This is a genomic window from Gemmatimonadaceae bacterium (assembly GCA_035606695.1).
Lineage (GTDB): Bacteria > Gemmatimonadota > Gemmatimonadetes > Gemmatimonadales > Gemmatimonadaceae > JAQBQB01.
Genome location: DATNEW010000035.1, coordinates 85,637 through 108,711 on the forward strand (window position 1 = coordinate 85,637; position 23,075 = coordinate 108,711).

General features: G+C 65.5%; 22 protein-coding genes. All 22 read right to left on the minus strand.

Going from position 1 to position 23,075, the window contains the following annotated elements; all coding sequences use genetic code 11:
• Positions 1-2: 2 nt before the first annotated feature.
• The 22 genes from fabF to VN706_19410 all read right to left on the minus strand — a co-directional run bounded on the left by fabF (position 3) and on the right by VN706_19410 (position 23,060).
• On the minus strand, positions 3-1,247 hold the full coding sequence (gene fabF, locus VN706_19305; GenBank protein HXT17793.1) for a beta-ketoacyl-ACP synthase II: 1,245 nt from the start codon (positions 1,245-1,247) through the stop codon (positions 3-5).
• A gap of 115 nt (positions 1,248-1,362) precedes the next feature.
• Positions 1,363-1,608, minus strand: coding sequence for an acyl carrier protein (locus VN706_19310; protein HXT17794.1), 246 nt, complete (start codon positions 1,606-1,608; stop codon positions 1,363-1,365).
• Positions 1,609-1,758: 150 nt separating this feature from the next.
• A complete protein-coding gene (fabG, locus tag VN706_19315) occupies positions 1,759-2,496 on the minus strand; it encodes a 3-oxoacyl-[acyl-carrier-protein] reductase (protein ID HXT17795.1) in 738 nt (245 codons plus the stop codon).
• 5 nt (positions 2,497-2,501) lie between these two features.
• Entirely contained in the window at positions 2,502-3,452 is a 951-nt protein-coding gene (gene fabD, locus VN706_19320) for an ACP S-malonyltransferase (protein HXT17796.1), read from the minus strand.
• An 11-nt stretch (positions 3,453-3,463) separates the two neighbouring features.
• Positions 3,464-4,450, minus strand: a complete 987-nt coding sequence (locus VN706_19325; GenBank protein ID HXT17797.1) for a beta-ketoacyl-ACP synthase III — start codon at positions 4,448-4,450, stop codon at positions 3,464-3,466.
• Positions 4,447-5,553: a phosphate acyltransferase PlsX gene (plsX, locus tag VN706_19330; protein HXT17798.1), complete on the minus strand. Its 1,107-nt coding sequence runs from the start codon at positions 5,551-5,553 to the stop codon at positions 4,447-4,449. The genes VN706_19325 and plsX overlap by 4 nt, the downstream gene beginning before the upstream one ends.
• A complete protein-coding gene (gene rpmF, locus VN706_19335) occupies positions 5,468-5,650 on the minus strand; it encodes a 50S ribosomal protein L32 (protein ID HXT17799.1) in 183 nt (60 codons plus the stop codon). Before rpmF ends, plsX begins: the two co-directional genes overlap by 86 nt.
• 48 nt (positions 5,651-5,698) lie before the next feature.
• Positions 5,699-6,229, minus strand: a complete 531-nt coding sequence (locus VN706_19340) for a DUF177 domain-containing protein (GenBank protein HXT17800.1) — start codon at positions 6,227-6,229, stop codon at positions 5,699-5,701.
• 297 nt (positions 6,230-6,526) lie between these two features.
• The gene (gene ndk, locus VN706_19345) at positions 6,527-6,955 is read right to left on the minus strand and encodes a nucleoside-diphosphate kinase (protein ID HXT17801.1); all 429 of its coding nucleotides are present in this window, start codon (positions 6,953-6,955) and stop codon (positions 6,527-6,529) included.
• 13 nt (positions 6,956-6,968) lie between these two features.
• On the minus strand, positions 6,969-7,862 hold the full coding sequence (locus VN706_19350; protein HXT17802.1) for a CBS domain-containing protein: 894 nt from the start codon (positions 7,860-7,862) through the stop codon (positions 6,969-6,971).
• A gap of 6 nt (positions 7,863-7,868) precedes the next feature.
• Entirely contained in the window at positions 7,869-9,104 is a 1,236-nt protein-coding gene (locus tag VN706_19355) for a glycosyltransferase family 87 protein (GenBank protein ID HXT17803.1), read from the minus strand.
• Between the two features lie 21 nt (positions 9,105-9,125).
• Positions 9,126-9,998 carry a succinate--CoA ligase subunit alpha gene (gene sucD / locus VN706_19360; GenBank protein HXT17804.1) on the minus strand — a complete coding sequence of 291 codons (873 nt, stop codon included), beginning with the start codon at positions 9,996-9,998 and terminating at the stop codon, positions 9,126-9,128.
• The gene (gene sucC, locus VN706_19365) at positions 9,995-11,140 is read right to left on the minus strand and encodes an ADP-forming succinate--CoA ligase subunit beta (protein HXT17805.1); all 1,146 of its coding nucleotides are present in this window, start codon (positions 11,138-11,140) and stop codon (positions 9,995-9,997) included. The genes sucD and sucC overlap by 4 nt, the downstream gene beginning before the upstream one ends.
• Positions 11,137-12,120 carry a carbamate kinase gene (locus VN706_19370; protein ID HXT17806.1) on the minus strand — a complete coding sequence of 328 codons (984 nt, stop codon included), beginning with the start codon at positions 12,118-12,120 and terminating at the stop codon, positions 11,137-11,139. The genes sucC and VN706_19370 overlap by 4 nt, the downstream gene beginning before the upstream one ends.
• Positions 12,117-14,615 (minus strand): UPF0182 family protein, encoded by a 2,499-nt coding sequence (locus VN706_19375; GenBank protein HXT17807.1) that lies wholly within the window; start codon positions 14,613-14,615, stop codon positions 12,117-12,119. The genes VN706_19370 and VN706_19375 overlap by 4 nt, the downstream gene beginning before the upstream one ends.
• Before the next feature lies 1 nt (position 14,616).
• Positions 14,617-15,996 carry a phosphomannomutase/phosphoglucomutase gene (locus VN706_19380; GenBank protein HXT17808.1) on the minus strand — a complete coding sequence of 460 codons (1,380 nt, stop codon included), beginning with the start codon at positions 15,994-15,996 and terminating at the stop codon, positions 14,617-14,619.
• A 55-nt stretch (positions 15,997-16,051) separates the two neighbouring features.
• Complete coding sequence (locus tag VN706_19385) at positions 16,052-17,638, minus strand: NADH-quinone oxidoreductase subunit N (protein ID HXT17809.1); 1,587 nt, start codon at positions 17,636-17,638, stop codon at positions 16,052-16,054.
• Positions 17,635-19,272 carry an NADH-quinone oxidoreductase subunit M gene (locus VN706_19390; protein ID HXT17810.1) on the minus strand — a complete coding sequence of 546 codons (1,638 nt, stop codon included), beginning with the start codon at positions 19,270-19,272 and terminating at the stop codon, positions 17,635-17,637. The genes VN706_19385 and VN706_19390 overlap by 4 nt, the downstream gene beginning before the upstream one ends.
• 70 nt (positions 19,273-19,342) lie before the next feature.
• Positions 19,343-21,619, minus strand: coding sequence for an NADH-quinone oxidoreductase subunit L (gene nuoL, locus VN706_19395; GenBank protein ID HXT17811.1), 2,277 nt, complete (start codon positions 21,617-21,619; stop codon positions 19,343-19,345).
• A gap of 10 nt (positions 21,620-21,629) precedes the next feature.
• The gene (gene nuoK / locus VN706_19400; GenBank protein ID HXT17812.1) at positions 21,630-21,923 is read right to left on the minus strand and encodes an NADH-quinone oxidoreductase subunit NuoK; all 294 of its coding nucleotides are present in this window, start codon (positions 21,921-21,923) and stop codon (positions 21,630-21,632) included.
• A complete protein-coding gene (locus tag VN706_19405) occupies positions 21,913-22,560 on the minus strand; it encodes an NADH-quinone oxidoreductase subunit J (GenBank protein ID HXT17813.1) in 648 nt (215 codons plus the stop codon). The genes nuoK and VN706_19405 overlap by 11 nt, the downstream gene beginning before the upstream one ends.
• Entirely contained in the window at positions 22,560-23,060 is a 501-nt protein-coding gene (locus VN706_19410; protein HXT17814.1) for an NADH-quinone oxidoreductase subunit I, read from the minus strand. Before VN706_19410 ends, VN706_19405 begins: the two co-directional genes overlap by 1 nt.
• Positions 23,061-23,075 lie beyond the last annotated feature (15 nt).

Genomic DNA, 23,075 nt, shown 5'->3' on the forward strand with positions numbered 1-23,075 from the left:
TCCTACTCCTGAAAGCGTTTTATCGCGAGCGTCACGTTGTGGCCGCCGAACCCGAAGCTGTTGCTCAGGACGGCGCGCACTTCGCGCTGCTTGGCGGTGTTGGGCGTGTAGTCGAGATCGAGCTCGGGATCCGGCGTCTCGTAGTTGATCGTCGGCGGTACGACGCAGTCGCGCGTGGCGAGCGAGCCGATGATGAACTCCACGGCGCCCGCGGCGCCCAGCATGTGGCCGGTCATCGACTTGGTCGAACTGACCGCCACGCGCTTCGCGTACTCGCCGAAGACGGCCTTGATCGCCTTCGTCTCGTTCGAGTCGTTGGCGGGCGTCGACGTGCCGTGGGCGTTGATGTAGTCGATGTCGGCGGGCGTCCAGCCGGCATCCTTCATGGCGATGCGCATCGCGCGCTGAGCGCCTTCTCCCTCCGGCGCCGGCGCCGTGAGATGATACGCGTCGCCCGTGGCGCCGTATCCGACGATCTCGGCGTAGATGCGCGCGCCGCGCTTCCGCGCGTGCTCGAGCTCCTCGAGAATGACGATGCCGCCGCCCTCGCCCATCACGAAGCCGTCGCGCGTGGCGTCGAACGGACGCGATGCGGTGGCCGGCGATTCGTTCCGCTCGGAGAGCGCTTTCATGTTCGCGAAGCCGCCGATCGCCATCGGCGTCACGGTCGCCTCGGACCCGCCGGTGATGACCGCGTCCGCGTCGCCGTACTGAATCGTGCGGAATGCGTCGCCGATCGCATGTGCCGACGTCGCGCACGCCGAAATCGTCGCGTAGTTCGGTCCCTTGGCGTTGAAGCGCATGGACACCAGGCCCGCCGCGATATCCGAGATGAACATCGGAATGAAGAACGCGCTGATCTTGCTCTGGCCGCGCTCGCGGTAGACGTCGTGCTGTTCCTCGAACGTCTTGAGACCGCCGATGCCTGAGCCGATGATCACGCCCAGGCGTTCGGGATCGAACTGCGACGGGTCGTCGAAGCCCGCATCGGTCATCGCCTGTGCGGATGCGGCAATCGCGTACTGCGCGAAGAGGTCGGCGCGCTTGGCTTCCTTCCGCTCGAGATACATGAGCGGATCGAAGCCCTTCACCTCACAGGCGAAGTGCACCGGAAACGTGCTGTGATCGAATTTCGTGATGTCGGCGCCGCCCGATACGCCGGCCTTGATCGCAGCCCAGGTCGTCGCCACGTCGTTGCCGACTGGCGTAATCGCCCCCATTCCGGTGACGACGACCCTTCTTTTCATCCGTGGTTCCTCACTTCGGCGCTTCGCACCTGCGCTCGGAATTCCGCCGGTCGGGTCATGTGGTTCCTCACTTCGGCGCTTCGCACCTGCGCTCGGAATTCCGCCGGTCGCGTGATCACGCGTTGCTCCCAACCTTGGTATTGAGATACCCGATCGCGTCGCCGACCGTGCGGAGCTTTTCGGCATCCTCGTCGGGGATGTCGATGTTGAACTCCTTCTCGAACTCCATGACCAGCTCGACGATGTCGAGGCTGTCCGCGCCGAGGTCCTCGATGAAGCTGGCCTCGTCGGTAAGCTTCTCGCGCTCCACCCCGAGTTCTTTCTCGATGATGTCGCGGACCTTCTGAGCGTTGTCGGCCATTGGAATTGGTCCTCTCTTCTGATGGGTTGTTAGCTGCGTAAATCTAGCGAGTGGGCGTCGGGGCGTCGGGGCGTCGAGGCGTCTGGGCGGCGCTGAGTGAGAGAGCGCTCTTTCGCCCCGACGCCCATACGCCCCGACGCCCATGCGCCCTCACATCACCATCCCGCCATCCACGACAAAGACCTGCCCCGTGATATAGCTCGCCTCGTCGGACGCCAGGAACGCCACCAGCGACGCGATGTCGCTCGGTTTCCCCAACCGTTCGAGCGGGATTTGCGTGAACAGCGTCTTCTTCGCGTCCTCCGTCATCGCCGCGGTCATGTCGGTCTCGATGAACCCCGGAGCGACCACGTTCGCGAGAATGTTGCGCGAGGCGAGCTCCTTGGCCACCGACTTGGTGAGACCGATCAGTCCCGCCTTGCTCGCCGCATAGTTCGCCTGCCCCTTGTTGCCGACGACGCCGACCACGCTCGCGATATTGATGATCCGTCCCCACCGCTTCTTCATCATGCCTCGCGACACCGAGCGCATCGCGACGAAGGCGCCGCGCAGGTTGGCGTCGATCACCGCGTCCCAGTCGTCGTCCTTCATGCGCATCATGAGATTGTCGCGCGTGAGACCGGCGTTGTTCACCAGAATGTCGACGCCGCCCATCGCCTTATCGACCGCGTCGACCAACGCGGTGACCGACGCGATGTCGCCCACGTCGCACGCGAACCCGCGCGCCTCGGGCGAAATCGCGCCCGCCGCTTCCCTGGCGCGCGCCTCGTCGCGACCGACCACGGCCACACGCGCGCCGGCGCGCGCCAGTGTTTCGGCGATCGCTCGTCCAATGCCGCGCGTGCTGCCGGTCACGAGCGCCGTGCGCCCGCTCAAGTCGATCTTCATGTCGATCAGTGGGTTGGCGCCGCGACGAGCTCGCGGATCTGCTGCACTTCCGCTGCCGTCCCGCAGGTGGCCGTCTTCACCGACGGCGCAATTTTTTTCACGAGTCCCGTGAGCACGCTGCCGGGGCCCATCTCGACATAGAGGGCGTCGGGATGACGGGCTGCCAGGGCGCGCACCTCATCCGTCCAACGCACGGGCTTGGACAGTTGCTCGAGCAGCAGCTGCTTGCCGCGCGACGCCGTTGTTACAGCTTCGGCATTCACGTTCGCATATACGGCGAAGTGCGGATCGTCGAACGACGCTTCATCGAGGGCGCTCGCGAGACCCGGGGCGGCTGATTCCATCAACGGCGAATGAAACGCGCCGCTCACGTTCAGGCGGATCGCGCGCTTCGCCCCGGCTTCCTTCGCCAGCGCCATCGCGCGTTCGACGCCGGATTCCTCGCCGCTGATCACGAGCTGCCCGGGACAGTTGTAATTCGCGGGAACGACGAGCCCGGCATCGCGCGACGCGTCCGCGCAGATCTCTTCGATCGGGCGATTCGTGTCGCCGAGGAGCGCGGCCATGGCGCCCGGGCGTTTGACGCCGCTCTCGTACATCAGCTCGCCGCGGCGGCGAACGACGCGCACCGCATCCTCGAGGCCGAGTGATTCCGCCGCATGATACGCCGTGAATTCGCCAAGCGAGTGACCCGCCGCGGCGACGACGTTTGCGCCGATCACGTCACGCGTCGCCGCCCACGCCGCGGCGCCGTGCGCGAGGAGCGCAGGCTGGGCGTTGTGCGTGAGCGTCAACTCGTCAGCTGGTCCCTCGAAGCAGAGCGTGCTGAGTGAAACGCCCAAGGCATCGTCGGCGCGCTGAAAGACGTCGCGCGCCGCGAAGAACGCTTCCGCCAGGTCCTTGCCCATGCCTGGTTTCTGCGATCCCTGGCCCGGGAAGAGCAGCACGATATCCATGCTCGCTCCGCTCACAGCCGAACCACCATCGAGCCCCACGTGAAGCCCGCACCGAACGCGACGAGCAGCACGGTCGATCCTTCCTTGATCACACCCTTTTCGATGGCCTCGTCGAGCGCGATCGGCACCGACGCCGCCGACGTGTTGCCGTAGCGGTCCACGTTCACGTAGACCTTGTCCATCGAGATGTTGGCGTGCTTCGCGGTTGCCTCGATGATGCGGATGTTCGCCTGATGCGGAATCATCAAGTCGATGTCGGCGCTCGTGAGCTTGGCGGCATCGAGCGCACGCGTTGCCGCCTCCGACATCGAGCGAACGGCGTTCTTGAACGTTTCGCGGCCGTTCATCTTGATGTACATCGACCGCTCGTCGAGCACCTGCTGCGAGAACGGATGCCGCGCGCCGCCGGACGGCCGGCACAAGAGATCGCCCAGGCTGCCGTCGCTGCGCACGAACGTCGAGAGGATGCCGCGCTGCTGCTTCGATCGCTTGAGCACGGCGGCACCCGCCCCGTCGCCAAAAAGCACGCACGTCGAGCGGTCGGTCCAATCGGTGATGGCGCTCAACTTCTCGACGCCGATGATGAGCGCGGTGTCCGCGTTCCCCGTCGCCATCATGCCCTCGGCGACGGTCGCGGCGTAGATGAACCCCGAGCACGCCGCGCCGATGTCGAACGCCGCCGCGCGGCTGGCGCCGAGCGCGGCTTGCAGGTCCACGGCGGCGGACGGCAGCAGCCGGTCGGGCGACGCCGTGCCGAGCACGATGATGTCGAGCTCTCCGGGATGCACGCCGGCCTTGTCCATCGCGGCGCGGGCCGCCATCGCCGCGAGGTCGGTCGCCGACTCCGTCTTCGCGATGTGCCGCTGCTTGATCCCCGTGCGCTCGATGATCCACTCGTCCGTGGTCTCGATGCCGATCGACGCGAAATCACTATTCTTGAATACCGTGCTGGGAACGCCCCGCCCGGTTCCGGCGAAATACGCGATGGGCCGCTTCATGCCTGGCCGACTCCGTCCTGCAGGCGACGGCCGATGTGCTCGTCCATCTTCGAGTCGAGCGCCCGGACCGCCACCTTGATGGCGTTCTTGATCGCGCGCGGACTGGATTTGCCGTGCGAGATGATACTCACGCCGTTCACGCCGAGCAGCGGCGCGCCGCCATGCTCGGAGTAGTCGAGGTCCTTGAGCGCGCCCATCATCGTTTGCTGATCGAGGCCCGCTTTCGCGAGCAGCCCGATGATCATCGGGCCGATGCCTTCGTAGAACTTGAGCACGACGTTGCCGACGAATCCGTCGCACACGACGACGTCGATCGGGCCGTGATCGCACGCGCCTTTGGGCAAGTCGCGCCCCTCGACGTTGCCGAGGAAGTTGAGACCCGCCAACTGGAGGAGCTGATGCGCTTCTTTCGTGGCGGCGTTCCCTTTCTCGGGCTCTTCACCGATGCTCAGTAACCCAACCGTTGGGTTCTGTCGTCCCAGGATGTCCTCGGCGTAGACGACACCGAGGCGCGCGAACTGGACCAACTCGTCGGCGCCGCAGTCGACGTTGGCGCCGGAGTCGAGGACGACGACGGGCACGCGCGCCGTCGGAAAGACGGTGGCGATGGCGGGCCGCTTGAGTCCCGCGTGAAGTCTGAGCACGACCATCGACGCCGCCATCTGCGCGCCGGTCGAGCCGGCGGAGACGAACGCGTCGGATTTGCCGTCGGCCTGCAGCTTGAGGCCGACGATCATGGAGCTGTTGGGCTTTCCGCGCATCGCCGCGCTCGGGCGGTCCGTCATCTCGATGACGTCGGGTGCTTCGATGATTTCAATGCGGTCGCGCTGCCCGCGCACCGCGTGGTGCTCGGGCGTCGCGAGCAGGGTCTCGAGCTGTTGGCTGACGACCGCGGTGCGTCCGACGAGCTGGATCGAGTGCGCTGGATCCAGCTCACTCAGAGCGAGCAACGCACCGGCAACGGTCGCCTGGGGTGCGAAATCGCCCCCCATGGCGTCCAACGCGATGCGCGCCAACCTAGGCTTCCTTGGCTTCGACCCGCTGTTTGCCGGCGTAGAACCCGCAATCCGCGCACACGCGATGCGGACGCTTCGGGGCACCACACTTCGGACACTTCTGAATGACGACGGCGGGCGCCTTCTTGTGCGTGTTGCGCGCGCGCTTCTTACGCTTGGAGGTGCGTCGCTTCGGGACGGCCATGGCGGGAGATGGTAGATGCTAAATGTTGGATGCGAACGCGTTCGCGTGCTAGGAATTCTCGGTCTTCAACTGCTTCAACTGCTTCAGCTGCTTCAGCGCGTCCCAGCGGGGATCGACCGACTTGTCCTCGCAGTCGCACGGACCTTCGTTCAGGTCCTTGCCACAGCGCGGGCAGAGCCCCTTGCAGGCTTCGTTACAGAGCGCGAACGACGGCGCGGCGAGCAGCCACTCTTCACGAAGCGCCGGGCGAAGGTCGATCTCTTCGGCGTTCGGGTCGAGCTCGTACACGTCCGGGTCGTCCGTTTCCTCCGCTCCCGTTTCGGCGAAGATGAGGTGCGCTTCGTCGCTCACGTCCGCGCGCGCTTCGGCGAGACAGCGGCTGCATTCGTGAACGACGCTCCCCTCGATGCGCCCGTGCCAGTAGTACCGCCCCGGTCCCGCCGCCGACAACCGGCCGGTGACGTGCACCGCGGTCTCGGGCTTCGGGTCGCTCTCTTCCCAGATCGGATCGCTGGCCGGCAATTCGGCGTCAACGACGGCGGCCTGGGTTTCGAGCGAACGGATGTCGAAGGACAACATCCATCAAAAATACTCGGATGCGGGGGTGCTTACAAGTCCGTGAGTGTCATGGAGTTGGGCGTCGGGGCGTCGGGGCGTCGGGGCGTCGGGGCGTCAGGGCGTATGGGCGTATGGGCGTATGGGCGACGACCAAACGTCGAGGCGGTCGTCATCCCGAGCGAAGCGAGGGATCTTTCGTGGATGCCAGAGGGCTGGCCACTCTACCGAGACGCCAGATCCCTCGTTCGCTGCACTCGCTCGGGATGACGGGTGGCTCGAAGCGTCGACGCCCATCGCCCATCGCCCAGCGCCCACCGCCTACCGCGCCGCCAACAACTCCGTCTCGGCGAAGAAAAACCGTGATTCGCGAGTCGCGTTGTCATCCGAATCCGAGGCGTGAATGGCATTCCGGCCCTTCGACTCCGCATACAGCTTCCGGACCGTCCCCTCGGCGGCTTCGGCCGGATCAGTCGCACCGATCGCCGTGCGCAGCGACGCAACCGCATCGCCCTTCTCCAGCACCATCGGCATGCATGGTCCCGACGTCATGAAGTCCACGAGCTCGCCATAGAACGGGCGGCCCTTGTGGACAGCGTAGAACTCGCCGGCCTGGTCCTTGGACATGTGCATCACCCGCGCGGCCAGGACCTTGAAGCCTTGGCCCTCGAGGTGCGCGATGATCGTTCCCGCCTTCCCCGCGCCAAACGCGTCGGGCTTGATGATCGTGAGTGTGTAGTTGCCGGCCATGAGAGTTTCCTGATCAGGGTCCTATGAGTTTGCGAACGATGTCGCCGCGCGTGAGAAAGCCCACCAACCGGCCTTCCCGCACCACCGGCAGTCGCTCGACGTCCTTGTTGCTCATCAACGCCGCCACTTCGGCGACGGGTTGCTCGGGCGCCACGCACAACACCTGCCGTGTCATGGCCTCCCGAACCGTCATATCGTTTGCGCGGGCGACGGCGGGCGACTGGTGCCGCGATCCGCCGAACGACACGCCCTCCGTCGCCAGCAGGTGGCGCATCAGCTCGCGCTCGCTGAGCATGCCGAGCAGCTGTTCGTGCTCGTCGACCACCGGCAGGGCGCCGAGCCCCGAGCGAATGAGCTCGCGCGCCGCGTGCCGCAGCGGGACGTCACCGCCGATCGTGCGCGGACGCTCGGTCATGAGGTCGCGGACGAGCAGCTGTTCGGCGATTTCGTAGTCAGCGAACACGGGTAAACTAACCAGCGCCTCGGCGCTGGGCGCGGCGAGGAGCGCGTCGATCACCTCGCGATTGGAGAGGAGGCGTCCGAACGCACGAACGACTTGCAGCTGGCGCGCGGCGGATCGCGGTGGGCCGACCACCATGGTGACGAGCGGCGCGCGCTGCTCGACGCCGTCGTCCAGCGCACGGACGATCCCGGTCGGACAGACGCCCACCGCGACCTGGAGCGCCAGCGCGGTATCCGTGCGGTAATGCAGCAGGAACGCCTGGTCGGCGATCGCGACCATGTCTTCCCCGCGCTCTTCACTCACGCGCCCTTGCAGCCGCTCGAGGTCGCCGATCGCACCCGAGGACTCGAGCCGCGCGAGCAGCGACGTGCGCGCCGCGTCGAGCGTATCGCAATCCAGCGGAATCAACACGCGCGAGGGCGCGAGAAAATCGACGAGCTTCACGGAGTGTTACGAGGGCGACGAAGAGAGGCGGTTCGACAGACGAAGTCCGCGTGCGAGCACAACGGTCGTGACGACGAGCAAGAGATTGCGCAGCACGAGCCCGACCACGGCGTCCGGTGCTTCGGTGCGTACGAGCGCCATGTAGCGCAGTGGAAAAATGTAGTAGGTCACCACACCCGTCAGCGCGAAGAGCGTCCACAGGAGCGCCCGGTTTCTGACGGCGATCAGCGGCACCAGCGGCATGACCCAGATCAGGTATTGCGGCGAGAGGACCTTGCTCGTGACGAGCCCCGCGAAAAGTACCAGCGCGCTCCAGGCGGCGAGGTCGACGGGTTCGTCGCGGCGTGTTCGACGATACATCATCGCATACACGACGACGACCGCCGCGAGCATCAGCACGGTCGACAGGGGTTTCACGACCGCCGCCGCGTGGCCGGACATGTTCCATGATGAGAAGTTGTACTCGATCGCGGCCGCCACGAGATGCAGCTTGCTCGCCGCCACCAACAGGCTTCCGTACGTGCTTTCTGCATGCACGCCGCGAGCGGCGTGGTAGTCCAGAAACCCGAGCATGTTGCGTGGAGCGACGAGCAAGAGCGGTGACGCCAGCACCACCATGGTTGCGGTGCCGACGATCGCGCAGCGCACGAGCAGGCCATAGGCGCGCGCGCGAACGTGCTGCATGGCGAATACCGGGACCAGGAGCAATGGATACAGCTTCGTCAGAATGCCGACAGCCAGCATGATCGACGCGCCGAACCACTCGCTCCGCCCGGCGAACCAGAGGGCGCACACGACGGTCGCCGCGGGAAAAATGTCGAAGTCCTGGCCGATGATCGGTCCCACGGTAAGCACGAACACGGTATAGGCGCCGAGGACCGCGACGCGATTCAGCCCACGGCGTCGCGCGATGGCGTTCAACGCGACGAGGATCAGGAGGTCGGCGATCACGACCTCGACGCGGAACGCCACGTAATACTGCGTGAGCGTGGTCGCGACGAGCCGCGGCAGTCCGAAGAAGATGAGCGCTGCCGGCGGATACTCCACCGCGAAGTCGCGGTATGGTACGGCACCGGCGAGTGCGCGGGAGGCGTACCGGTAGTAGATCGGCACGTCCGAGAAGTTCGACCTGTAGACCGACCAGAAGACGACGACGAGAATGACGACGTGCGCGAGGGCGGCGTAGACCAGAAGCAGCGGACGCGCTGCGTCGTCGACATCGCCCTCGCGCTCGCGCGCCATGAGTGTTCTCTGAACGGTCGCCTACTGCACGCGAGCCTTGATCAGCTCGACGAAATCCATCGGGCGTTTGGCGACGCCCATCCCCGCGGCCTCGAACGCCGCGATCTTTTCGGCCGCCGTTCCCGAGGAACCGCTGATGATCGCTCCCGCGTGACCCATGCGGCGTCCCGGCGGCGCCGTCTGTCCGGCGATGAACCCGACGACCGGCTTCTTCATGTGCTTCTTGATGAACTCGGCCGCTTCCTGTTCGTCGGTGCCGCCGATCTCGCCCATCATCGCCACGGCCTTGGTGTCCGGATCCTTCTCGAACGCCGCGAGACAGTCGATGAAATTGGTGCCGTTGATTGGATCGCCGCCGATGCCGACGCACGTGGACTGCCCGAGCCCCGCGCGCGTGAGCTGATAGACGACCTCGTACGTCAGCGTGCCCGACCGGCTGACGACGCCGATGTTGCCAGGCGTGCAGATGCGTCCGGGAATGATGCCGACTTTCGACTTGCCTGGCGTGATCAGCCCCGGACAGTTCGGTCCGATCAACCGCGCGCCGCGTTCCTTCACGAACGGATACACGCGCGTCATGTCGAGCACCGGCACGCCTTCCGTGATCGCGACGACGAGCTTGACGCCCGCGTCCACCGCCTCGAGAATCGCGTCGGCCGCGTACATCGGCGGCACGTAGATCACACTCGTATTCGCGTTCGTCGCCGCGACCGCATCCGCGACGGTATTGAAGATCGGCACCTTGTCTTCGAACTTCTGACCGCCTTTGCCGGGCGTCACGCCCGCGACGACCTTGGTGCCGTACTCCATCATCTGCTTCGTGTGGAACGAGCCGTCTCGGCCCGTGATCCCCTGCACGATCAGCGTCGTGTCGTTGTCGATGAAGATGCTCACGCCGCCTTTCCTCCTTTCGCCAGCGCGACGGCCTTCTTCACCGCTTCGTCCATGTCCGACGATGCCGAGAAGCCGTTCTCCTGAAGAATCTTCATCGCGATCTCTTCGTTGGTTCCGGTGAGCCGAATGACGATCGGCACCTTGAGCGGATTCTGCTTCGTGGCGGTCACGATGCCGTTCGCGACGTCATCGGTCCGGGTAATCCCGCCAAAAATATTGAACAGGATGGCTTTCACGTTCGGATCGGCGGTAATGATCTTGAGCGCGTTCACGACCTTTTCCGGATTCGACGAGCCGCCGATGTCCAGGAAGTTCGCGGGCTCGCCGCCGTAGTACTTCACCAGGTCCATCGTGGCCATCGCGAGACCGGCGCCGTTGACGACGCACCCGACGTCGCCGTCCAATTTGATGAAAGTCAAATTAGCGTTTCTGGCCTGAACCTCACTCGGCGCTTCGGCGCTTTCGTCGCGGAGCGCGGCGATGTCGGCGTGGCGATCGAGCTCGTTGTCGTCGATCACCATCTTGGCGTCGAGCGCCACGACGTCGCCCGCCGGAGTCACGACGAGCGGATTGATCTCGGCCAGCGAGCAGCCGTTCTTCATGAACGCGCTATACAGCTGCCCCATGATCTTCGCGGCCTGCTTCACCTTCTTCGGATCGTCGAACAGAAAGTAGCCCAGGCGGCTGGCCTGGTACGGCTGCAGCCCGTAGCGCGTATCGACCGGCAGCTTGAGGATTTTCTCGGGCGTCGTCGCCGCGACTTCCTCGATGTCGATGCCGCCCGCCGGGCTCACCATGAACACCGGCTTCTTCGACGCGCGGTCGAGGATGATGCCGACGTACGCCTCGCTGGCGATGTCGGCGGCGGGTGTCACGAGCACTTTTTGCACGGGGAGATCCTTGATCTTCAACTGCAGGATCTTCGTGGCGAGCTCCTTCGCCTCGGCGGGAGTCTTCGCGAGCTTGACGCCGCCCGCCTTGCCGCGGCCGCCGGCGTGCACCTGCGCTTTCACCACGACGGTGCCGCCATACTGCGTCGCGATCTTCTCCGCCTCTTCGGGCGTCGTCGCGACGTCGCCCGGCGGAATCGGTACGCCTTCCTTGCGGAGCAGTTCCTTTGCCTGATACTCGTGAATGTTCACGGATTCTCCAGTGAATCTGTTTCGAGATTTGTAATTGTAGTTCCCGCATCGCCGCGCACGGCCGCCTGCCCCAGCGCGAGCGACGTGATGATCGCGCGCCCTCCCGTGCGGCGCACGAAGTCGATCGCCGCGCGGATCTTGGGTGCCATGCTGCCTTCGCCGAACGCGTTCGCTTCGTCCATCCGCGCCGCTTCCGCGGCGGTCAACCGGCGGAGCGGCCGCTGCTCCGGCGTGCCCCAGTCGGCGTACACCGCATCCACGTCCGTCAGGATGATCAGCAGCTTCGCGCCGAGATCGCGCGCCAGCACCGCCGCCGCGAGATCCTTGTCGACCACCGCATCCACCCCTTCCCATCCCAATGTCGGGTGCTCGTAGACCGGCGCACCACCGCCACCCGCGGCGACCACGAGCATCCCCGCCTCGACCAGCGTCTTGATCACCGGCAATTCGCGAATCGCTCGCGGCACGGGACTGCCCACCACACGCCGCAGATTGCCGTGGCCATCCGGTTTGATCACATGTCCTTCGGCCTTGGCCTGACGCGCGCGATCGCGCGACAACTTGCGGCCGATGAACTTCGTCGGATTCCGCAGCGCCGGATCGGTGGGATCGACTTCAACCTGCGTGATCACCGTTGCCACGCTGCGCGGAGAGCCGGCTCGTTGAAGCGCGTTCTCCAGCGACTGCTGAATCATATAACCGATCCACCCCGCTGTCGCGGCCACGAGCACGCCCAAGGGCAGCGGACTCGCCTGTTCGCGCGCGACCTCGTTGCGTACGAGCTCGTCCCCGACCTGCGGGCCGTTCCCGTGCACGACGCAGACGCTCCAACCGGCGAGCGCCAGATCCACGATCGGGCCCACACTCTCGCGCGTGTGCCGGAATTGATCGTAGATCGTCGACTGCTCGCCCGACGGCGCAAGCGCATTGCCGCCCAGCGCGACGACCGCCGTCTGCACATGCCGATGCGGGTCGGTCACGGTGTACGCCCTCCCGACTTCTTCTCGTTCAGCACGCGCCCGAGTGCATCGAACGCGCGGCCGAACGCGACCCAGTCGCCGCGGCGCATGGCATCGCGCATGGCAGCGTAAAGCGCCGCGGCGGAGCGACTCGCCGGCATCGCGCCGGACCCCGCAGGCGTTGGCGTCGTACCCGGATGGGCGACCGACGCAATCGGTGGCGCGATCGCCCGAATGCTGTCACCTGCCAGAAGCGCGACGCGATTCACCGTCGGCACCGTTTGGGGCCGCCAACGATAGCTGGGCTGCACGAATGCGATGGCGCCGTTCACGGGAATCGCGCGCGCGCGTCCATGCGCGAGCGGTCCCTCGCGCGCGGCGCTGCCCGCGCTGTCGACCGACCGCAGCCGGTCGAGAATGGCGCCCCACCGCGGCCCAGGCACCGCGAGCGGATACCAGCTGGTCGTACGCGACGCACCGCCGGTTCCGACCAACACACCGCGCAATCGTTCCGTATCGTCGACCAACGGCAGCGTCATCATCGTGGCGGGCTCGGTCCCCGCTTGCGCGGGCGCGGCGAGCGGCACGCGTTCGCCGACCAGCGCGTCGTCGGCTCCTTCGAGCGTCGGCACGTGCCGCGGCGCGGTGCTCTCGCCGCGACTGCCGTACCGTCCAAACGCATACGCCTGCGCGTAGAGCGCATCGATCGCCGGCGGAAGCGATGTCCGTACGCGCGGCGGCAACGTGTTCCAGGTATTGAACAGCGATGGCAGTGCTCGCACCCACGTCGTCGCCACCGGGTCGAGCGCCGAGTCGGGCACGACCACGATCTCACCGGTGGAAGCCTGCACGACAGCAGTCGCGGCATGCTTGAGATAACTCTGATCCTCGCCGGCGAGGAAGGCGTGCCGGCTGAGCGGATACATGTCCGACGCCGAGTAGAGGTCGACGGCCCAGTACAGCGAGTCGCCGAGCAGGATGGGCTCGACGTGGCCGCCCTGGGCAAAGAAGGGCATGTATCGATCGAGACGATCGCGAATGTCGCGGTGCACGATCGCGGTGGGATGTGGTTGTTGCAGATCGTTCGACAGGAGCGAGAAATTTTGCGACGACCACGCGACGGCCAGGCGCGCGAGTCCGCCCTCGAGCGACGTCCCTGCGGCGCGCCGCAGCGAATCGGCCACGACGAGCATCTCCGAGGCGCCGGGATACACGAGCGGCGCGTCGACCGGGTTGTCATCGATGGCGCTCGGGTCGGAAGCGTCGGCGCGCAGCGGCGCACCACGTTCATCGACGTCGGACGCCACGACCACCGCCGCCGTCCACGGAGCGCGCGATGACGCGCCGGCGACCGGTGCGTTCACGACTTGCGCGAGCAAGCCGTCGCTCGTGGCGCGCCAGCCGATCGGCGTCGCGCGATCCTCCGACGTTCCGGCACGCGACGCGTCGACTGCCCGCGCGAGAGCCGGCGCATCCCACAGTGATACCGCTGGAAGCGCGGCGGCGGCGGACGAAAACTGCACGCTCGTCGTCGCGAGCGGCATGACGTCCACACCGAACGCGCGTCGGGTATAGGCGGCGCGCGTCGCGATATAAGATTGCTCACGCAGCGCGCGATGCGCGTCGGTGCCGATGTGCGCGGCGACCGCCGGCGCGATCTCGCGGCCAAGCAGCGAGAGCACGATCGTGGAGAGCACCGCGATGCCGGCGAGCCGCATGCGGCCCGCGAGACCGGTCCAGAGCACGATCAACGCCGCGCCCAGCGTCGCCACCGACAACACCAGATCGCTCGGCACACCGACGTGGTGATCGACCCAGCCAAACACGCCGTCAGGTCCGCTGCCGTCCACGAGCAGCGAATACATGTCGAGACGAAAGCTCCACGCGAGCATCAACAACAGGAGTCCGACGAGCACCGTGAAGTGGCGCCGCACATACGTCGACGCATAGAAGCCGCCGCGCTGCCACTTGAGACTCGGCGTCAACGCATAGAGCAGAATCACCGCCACCGAGACGACGATCACGACCAGGAACGCCCACATCCACAGCAGATTCTCGAACGGAAGCCAGTACGTGAAAAACCCGAGGTCGTTGCCGAAGTACGGTTCGCTCTCGTCGAACGGCTTGCCGGAGCTGGCGAGGACGAACGACGTCCAATTATCGGACGACATGGCGAGCGAAACACCGAGTACGACCGCGAGCCCGATCGCCGCCCAGAGCAGATACCGGCCCGGCACTTCCTCGCCGATCTCGAGATTTCCAAGACGCCGCGGGAACACGAGTGAGACAACGGACCGGCGCACCGCGTACAGATTCGCGAACGCGAATAGCGTGGCGATGGCCATCGACCCGCCGCGCACCACGAGGACGGCCTGCGTACGCATGCGCCACAGCGCCAGCGCGCCGAGCGATTCGTACCAGAGATAATCGGCGTACGCGCCGGCCACGGCGCGGCCGGCGATCAACAGGATCGCGGCGGCCGCCAGCGCGAAGACGAGCCACCGCCGCCTCGTCATCTCACGCGGTTCCGACGCTGACGCCTTGCGAGCGCAGCCATCCCTCCATCTCGCCGCGGATCGCGGCCAGGCGCTCCGGTGTCTGCGCCTCATAGCGCGCCACGATGACCGGCTGCGTGTTCGACGCGCGGATCAGCCCCCAGCCGTCGCCGAACAACACGCGCACGCCGTCGACGTCGATGACATCGTACTTCGAGCGGAAGTGCTTCACCGCGCTGTCGACGAGACCGAACTTGAGCTCCTCGGGCACTTCGATGCGCAGCTCCGGCGTTGACACGAAATCGGGCACGTCGGCGAGCAGCTGCGCGACCGTGCGGCCGGAATCACTCAGGATGCGCAGCAGCCGGGCCGCGCCATACATCGCGTCGTCGTGGCCGTAGAATCCTTCGCTGAAGAACATGTGGCCGGACATCTCTCCGGCGACCGGCGCGTGCATCTCCTTCATCTTGTCCTTGATGAGCGAGTGGCCGGTCTTCCACATCACGGGATTCCCGCCGGCATTCTGCACCGCGGTCGGCAGCGCCTGCGAACATTTCACGTCGAAGATGATCGACTGTCCGCGGCCCGTCCGCTCGAGCACATCGCGCGCGTACAGAATCAGCACGCGATCGCCCCAGATGATGTTGCCATCGCCATCCACCACGCCGATGCGATCCGCATCGCCGTCGAACGCGATTCCGATCTCCGCCTTGTCCTGCTTCACCGCCGCGATGATGTCCTCGAGATTCTCAGGGACCGTCGGATCGGGATGATGATTCGGAAACGTCCCGTCGCTCTCGCAGAACAACCCGCGCCCTTCGACGCCGAGTTTCTTGAAGAGCTGCGGCGCGACGAGCGCGCCCGCACCATTCCCGCAGTCGTACACGATCTTGATCTTTCGCTTGAGCGGTCCGGTGCGCGCCGCCACGTCATCGACGTACCGATCGATGACTTCCTCGTGCGAGACCGTGCCCTTGTTCTTCGCGGCCGCGGCGGGCGTCTGCGTCAAGGCGTAGAGATGTTGAATCTCTTCGCCGTGCATCGACGCCTTGGAGAGCGAGAGCTTGAACCCGTTGTATTCCGGCGGATTGTGCGAACCCGTGATTTGAATGCCGCCGATCACCGGCAGATGATGCAGCGCCCAGTAGTTGAGCGGCGTCGGGATCACGCCGATGTCGATCACGTCCACGCCCGCGCCCGTGAGCCCATCCACCAGCGCGTCGCGCAGCATCGGTCCGCTCGGCCGATTGTCGCAGCTCACGGCGATCGCGCCCGTGATGCCCCGCTCCGCCATGTTTGCCGCGTACGCCACGCCGACGGCGCGCGCCGCCTCGACCGTCAGGTCCTTGCCGACGATGCCGCGAATGTCGTATTGGCGAAAGATGCCTGATGCAATGGCCATCGTGGATCTCTAATTCAAGAAAGTGAACGGGGCCCCCACCCGGCGGCCCCGTAATCTAGCGGTTCGGCTCGGCCGCGCGGTCGGCGACGTGTCGTGGCATCGGCGGCGGCAAGTCGATGGCCGCGGTGCTCGGCGGCAGACTCGTGGTCGTGGGCGTCACCTCGTAGCGCGGCCGCCCATTTCGCGCGATCCGCACGAGATATTCCGGCGCGAATCCCAGAATCAACAGCAACGCAACGCTCACGCCGAGCACCATGCGCGTGAGACCGCCGGAGCGCTCGGGCGCGGGAATGCCGTCGATGCGGGGCCTCATGAACATCAGCACCAGCACGTACAGGTAGTAGCCCGCCGAGATGACGGTGGTGAGCACGAGCGTGACCGCGAGCGTCGTTTGCGGTATCGGCGCCTGCAACGCCGCTTGCAGCACGTACCACTTCGCGTAGAAGCCGGCGCCGCCGAAGATCGGGAAGCCCATCAGCGCCAGCATGAGAACGCCCATCGTGACCGCCAGCCACGGACTCACGCTCCACAGGCCCGCGAGCTCGTCGAGCATGACGGTGCCGCGACCCTCGCGCTGGAGCGCGATCACGACCGCGAACGCCCCGAACGTGGCCAGCGTGTAAATGAACAGATAGAACAGCATCGCCGACGATCCCTGCGCGGTGCCGGCGGCGACGGCAACGAGCAGGTAGCCCGCGTGACCGATGCTCGAGTACGCGAGCATGCGTTTCAGATTCTTCTGAACGAGGCCGATAGCGTTCCCCATCACCATCGTCGCGATCGCCAGGATCACCATCGCGCCGTGCCACGATTGGAACGTGAAGTTGAACGCCTCGAGCCACACGCGAATGAACGCGGCGAATGCCGCCGCCTTCACCGTCGCGGCCATGTACGCCGTGATCGCCGACGGCGCGCCGTCGTACACGTCCGGCGCCCACATGTGAAACGGCACCGTCGCGACCTTGAAACCAAACCCGATCAACAGCAGCGCGATGCCCGTGATCAGCAGTGGACTCGACGTGAGGCCATAGATCGAAATGCGTCCGGCGATGATCGTGAGGTTCGTGCTGCCGGTCGCGCCGTACACGAGCGCGATGCCGTACAGCAAAAACGCGGTCGAGAACGCGCCGAGCAAAAAGTACTTGAGCGCCCCCTCGGCCGACCGCTCGCTCCGGCGGTTGAGCCCCGCGAGCGCGTACACCGAGATCGACATCAGCTCGATGCCAAGGAACACGATCATGAGATCGCGTGCGGCGGCCAGCAGCATCATACCCGACGACGCGAGCAGGATCAACACATGCGACTCGGCGAACGCGATGCCGGTGCGCATGTTGTCGTCCATGCTCAGCGCGATCGTGAAGATCGTACCGAGGAGGACGACGACGTCGATGAGCCAGCGAAAGTTGTCGAGCGCGATTGGCCCCGGACCGGCTGAATAGCGGCCCGCCCAATTGAGCGCGAGGAGAATCGTGATGCCGCAGAGCACGATGCTCGCGATGCCGATGTTGCGCTGGTGCTGCTGGCTGTCCGGCCGCAGCGACGCCCACAGCAACAGGACCATCGCCCCGCCCATCAACACGAGATCCGGCACGAGTGCCAGCGAGAGCTGCAGCGGCACGGTGATGTCGAGTGTCGTGATCATGGCTGTGCCCCTCCGGTCGGCGGGACATTCACCACCGCGGGCGACTCCGGCGCCGGTCCGATCGCTTCGATCGCGGCACGCCGCTGCTCGACGACGGTGACGAAGCGCGCCGATGCACCTTCCATTCGGCGCAGCACCGGCGCGGGATATACCCCGAGCCACACGATGCACGCGATCAGCGGAAGCATGACGGCGAGCTCACGCCGGTTCAGATCCGGAATGTGCTCGTTTTCGGTCTTGTCCAGGGAATTGAAGAGAATGCGCTGGATGGCCCAGAGCAGGTAGGCCGCCGAGATGATCACCGCGGTCGCGGCGACGACGGCGTAGATCGGCTCCGTGCGGAACGAGCCGATGAGCACCAGGAATTCACCGACGAACCCGTTCGTGCCCGGCACGCCAATACTGCTGAACGTCACGATGGTGAGCAGCGCCGCGAACATCGGCACCACGCGCGCAATGCCGCCGTACGCTTCGATCAAGCGCGTATGACGGCGCTCGTAGATCATGCCAATGAGAAAGAACAGCGCGCCAGTCGAGATCCCGTGGTTGATCATCACCATCAGCGCACCCTGCACGCTCTGCACGGTCAACGCGAAGATGCCGAGCATCACGAAGCCAAGGTGGCTCACCGAGGAGTAGGCGACGAGCTTCTTGAAGTCCGGCTGCACGAGAGACACGAGCGCGCCGTACACGATGCCGATCACGGCCAGCACGAGAATCGTCGCGCGAATGCCCGGGCTCAACGCCGCCGTCGGGAACAGCGGCAGCGCCAGGCGGATGAAGCCGAACGTGCCGAGCTTCAGCATGATGCTCGCCAGCACCACCGACCCGGCCGTCGGCGCTTCGACGTGCGCGTCCGGCAGCCAGGTGTGGAACGGGAACATCGGCACTTTCACGGCGAACGCCAGGAAGAACGCGCCGAAGAGCCATTTCGCGGTCGTCGAGCCGATCGCGACGTTCTGAATGATGTAGTCGTAATTGAAGTTCGGCAGGTTCGTCACGGGACTGCGCGCGGCGAGGCCGAGATAGATGATGGCGGCGAGCATGAGCATCGAGCCGACCATCGTGTAGATGAAGAACTTGACGCTGGCGTAGATGCGCCGCTCGCCGCCCCAGATGCCCACGATGAAGTACATCGGCACGAGCATCACTTCCCACATCACATAGAACAGGAACAGATCGAGCGCGAGGAACACGCCGAGCATGCCGGTGGTGAGCACGAGCAGCAGCGCGTAGTAGGCGCGCGTGCGCGTCCGGATGCTGGTCCAGCTGCCGCCGACGGCGAGCAGCATGATGAACGTCGTGAGCAGCACCATCATCAACGAGATGCCGTCGATGCCGAGCGTGAAGCGCACGCCCCACGACGGAATCCAGGGGAAGTCGACGACCGACTGCCAGCTGTCCACGGCCGGCACGAAGCTCCACCAGAGCCCGAGCGAGACGATGAACTCGACGGCGAACGTCAACAGCGCGATGACGCGCGGGGCACCCGCGGCGCCGCTCGCGACTTCGTCCTCACCCGGCGCCGCCTTGGCGCCGAACGCCCAGATGAGCGCGGCCCCGGCGAGCGGGATCACGAGGAGGGCGGGCAGCACCCACTGCTGGTAGCCGATGGAACTCAGGAAAGCGTTCATGAAATCTGGAAGCCGGAATTCCGAGCGGAGGTGCGAAGCGCCGAAGTGAGGAACGATGTCACAAAAATAATTAGCGAATGCTAAATGCCGCGAGAATCACCACCACGCCGACCGCCAGCACCCACGCGTACGTGCCCAATTGCCCCGACTGGAAGAGCGAGCCAATCCGCCCGACCGCCTGCGCCACGAGCGCACTGCCCCGCACCGCCACCGTATCGATCAACCCCACGTCGACCCCGCGCCACAATAACCCGCGCGACGTGCCAACCACCGGCTGCACGATCGCCGAATCGTAGATCTCGTCGACGTAGTACTTCTCGTTGAGCACTTTCTCAAATCCGACTTCCGGCGCCGACTCGGCCTTCGGCGCGAGCGATTCCGGCTTGAGCCGCGCGAACGCGAGCGCGATACCGCCGATCGCGATCAGCACCGCCAAGCCCACCAGGCTGTACTCGAGCGACGACGCCATCTCCGGCGCGCCGGCCAGCGTGCGCTCCGTCGATTCCTTCACCACCGGCGCCAGCCAATGCTCGAGGCCACCAACCGGACCCAGGAAGCTCGCGAACTGCGGCAGGTTGAGCCATCCGCCGACGACCGTCAGAATCCCAAGCACCACCAGCGGCCCGGTCATGATCCACGGCGCCTCGGTGAGATGCTTCCGCTCTTCGTCGCCCGAGCGATTCGGACCGTGGAACGTGTAGATCATCATGCGCGTCATGTACGTCGCCGTCATGAACGCGGCCGCTACTCCGAGCACGTAGGCCAAGTAGAGCCAATACGTCCCGGGAATGCCGAAGAGATGCGCCTGCGCGATCGTCGAGCCCTCGTGCGCGCGCGCAAACACGCCGCCCAGGATCTCATCCTTCGAGAAGAAGCCGGCAAACGGCGGAATCCCGGAAATCGCCAGCGTCGCAATCCACATCGACACGCACGTCACGGGCATGTATGCCTTGAGCCCGCCCATGTTGCGCATGTCCTGCGCATCGTCGTGGTTGTTCGTGTGATGATACGCCGCGTGCATCGCGAAGATCACCGAGCCGGACCCCAGGAACAACAGCGCCTTGAAGAAGGCGTGTGTCACGAGGTGGAACACGCCGCTCGCATACGCGCCGCAGCCGACACCGACGAACATGTAGCCCAGCTGCGAGACCGTGGAGTACGCGAGGACCTTCTTGATGTCCCATTGCTTGAGCCCGATCGACGCCGCGAAGATCGCCGTCAACGCACCGACCAGCACCACGACGATCTGCGCGACCGGCGCGAGCGCGAACAACACGTTGCTGCGCGCGATCAGGTACACGCCCGCGGTCACCATCGTCGCCGCGTGGATCAGCGCGGAGACCGGTGTCGGGCCGGCCATGGCGTCGGGCAGCCAGACGTACAATGGGATCTGCGCGCTCTTTCCCGCGCATCCCAGAAACAGGAACAAGCAAATCGCCGTCGCCACGACGCCGCCGACGGGCAGCGAGTTGGCCGCTTCACGCACGCCGACGAAATCGAGCGTGCCCAGGTTGGCGAAGATGATGAACATCGCGACGAGGAAGCCGAAGTCGCCGATGCGATTGACGATGAACGCCTTCTTCCCCGCGTCCGCGTTCGCCTTGTCGCTGAACCAGAAGCCGATCAGCAAATACGAACAGAGCCCCACGCCTTCCCACCCGATGAACAGGATCGGATAGTTCGCGCCGAGCACCAGCAGGAGCATGAAGAACACGAACAGATTCAGGTACGCGAAAAAGCGCGGGTAGCCTGGATCGTCCTGCATGTAGCCGACGCTGAAAATGTGGATCAGCGTGCCGACACCCGTGACGACGAGCGTCATCATCATCGACAACTGATCGAGCTGGAACGCCGCGTCGATGTGCAGGTCGCCGACGGGCATCCACGAGAAGTACCGTTGGATGAACGGTGCGGCCATGTCGCCGCCGCCGGCCGCGCGCATGGCGAGCCAGATCGCCGCCGTGAGCACGAACGACAGCAGCAGCACGCCCGGGCCGACGATGGTCGCCAGCGCCGCGAAGCGATGCCGTTGCACCACATGGTGATCGTCGCCGTGGGCGCCGCCGGTTTCCGCGTCATGACCATGCTCGTGCGCATGCTCGTGCGCATGCTCGTGCACGTGGGCATCGCCGTGTCCGTGCGCGTCGTGCGCGTTGTGCGTAGCGCTCGGATCCGCCGGCCCCGCGTGAAACGCGGGAAACAGCGACGCCGCACCGTTGATGAGAAATCCCAGAAACGGCAGCAACGGCACGGCCCACAACCACTCGGCAGCCGTTCCATTCAACGGATGCGCGCCGGTCGATGCCTGTGCCGCGGCGGCCGCGGCTTCTTGCAGAAGAGGAAACATCAGGACCCGGTCAGCCTTTCAGCAGGTTGATGTTCTGAAGATTCACCGTCGGACGATGACGGAAGAGTGCGATGATGATCGCGAGCCCGACCGCCGCTTCCGCCGCGGCGACCGTCATCACGAAGAACACGAAGACCTGGCCCGCGACGCCGTACGCCTGCGCGAACGCCACGAAGCTCAGATTCACCGCGTTGAGCATGAGCTCCACGCACATGAACACGATGATCGCGTTGCGGCGAATCAGTACGCCGAAGACGCCGATCACGAACAGGACCGCCGAAAAGAACAGCGCTTCAGCGAGCATTCTCTTCTCCGCGTTGCTTGCCCAGCAGCACCGCGCCGACGACGGCGGCGAGCAGCAGGACGCTCGTCACCTCGAAGGCCAGCAGGTATTCATTGAACAACGGACCCGCGAACGGCGCGATCGCGCCGCTTTGCGCGATCTGCTCCGCCGCGAAACCCTGCGGCAGCGTCAGGCTCACCGGCGTCTTCGCCTTGGTCAGCGCGAAGATCTCGGCGAGAATCGCGATGCCGACGGCGCCGCCCACCACCTTCCAGCCGACGGCGCGCATATCGCCGATCTCACCGCTGCCCAGGTTGAGCAGCATGATGACGAACAGGAACACGACCATGATCGCGCCGGCGTATACCAGAACTTGAATGGCCCCGATGAACTGCGCGTCGAGCATCACATAGAGCGCCGCGAGGCTGAACATCGTGCTGACGAGCCACAGCGCCGCCGCGACGGGGCTCTTGCGCGTCACGAAGAGCACCGCCGACACGATCGCGAAAAGGCCGAAGAGATAGAAATGAAACGTGTACCAGAGCGAGAGCGTGCCGTGAGGCATGCTCAGCGTCGGCGCCGTTCCGGTGCCGACGGCCGGCACCGCTCGCGGTCCCTGGACGCCAGCCTGCAGCAGCGCGTGTATGAGATCCGGCATTACTCGCCCTTGGGGTCGGCGGGATCCCACATCTCGCAGACCGGATGCGTCTGCGCCATCAAGCGCTCGAGGTCGTACACGAAGCCCTCGCGGCTGTATTCAGAGTTCTCAAAATGCCGGCCGAGGTGAATCGCCTCTTCCGGACATACTTCCTGGCAGTAGCCGCAGAAGATGCACCGGAACTCGTCGATCTCGAACACGAGCGGATACCGATTGCCGTTTTCGTCTTCGCCCGGCACGAGCTTGATGCAGTTCGACGGACACACCGTCGGACACAACCCGCACGCCACGCATTTCGCCTTGCCGTCTTCCGTCGTCAGCATGCGATGCGTGCCGCGCCACCGCGGCGAGACCGCCCACTTCTCGTCCGGATACTGCACCGTCACCTTCTCGGACATCGGTTGGAGCAGATGCTTGAGCGTGAGCGCCATGCCCTTCACCGTGGCGCGCACGTAGCTCGTCTGCTCGATCGGGCGCTCCAGGACTTTCACACTGATCATTGTTCGTCCCTGCGG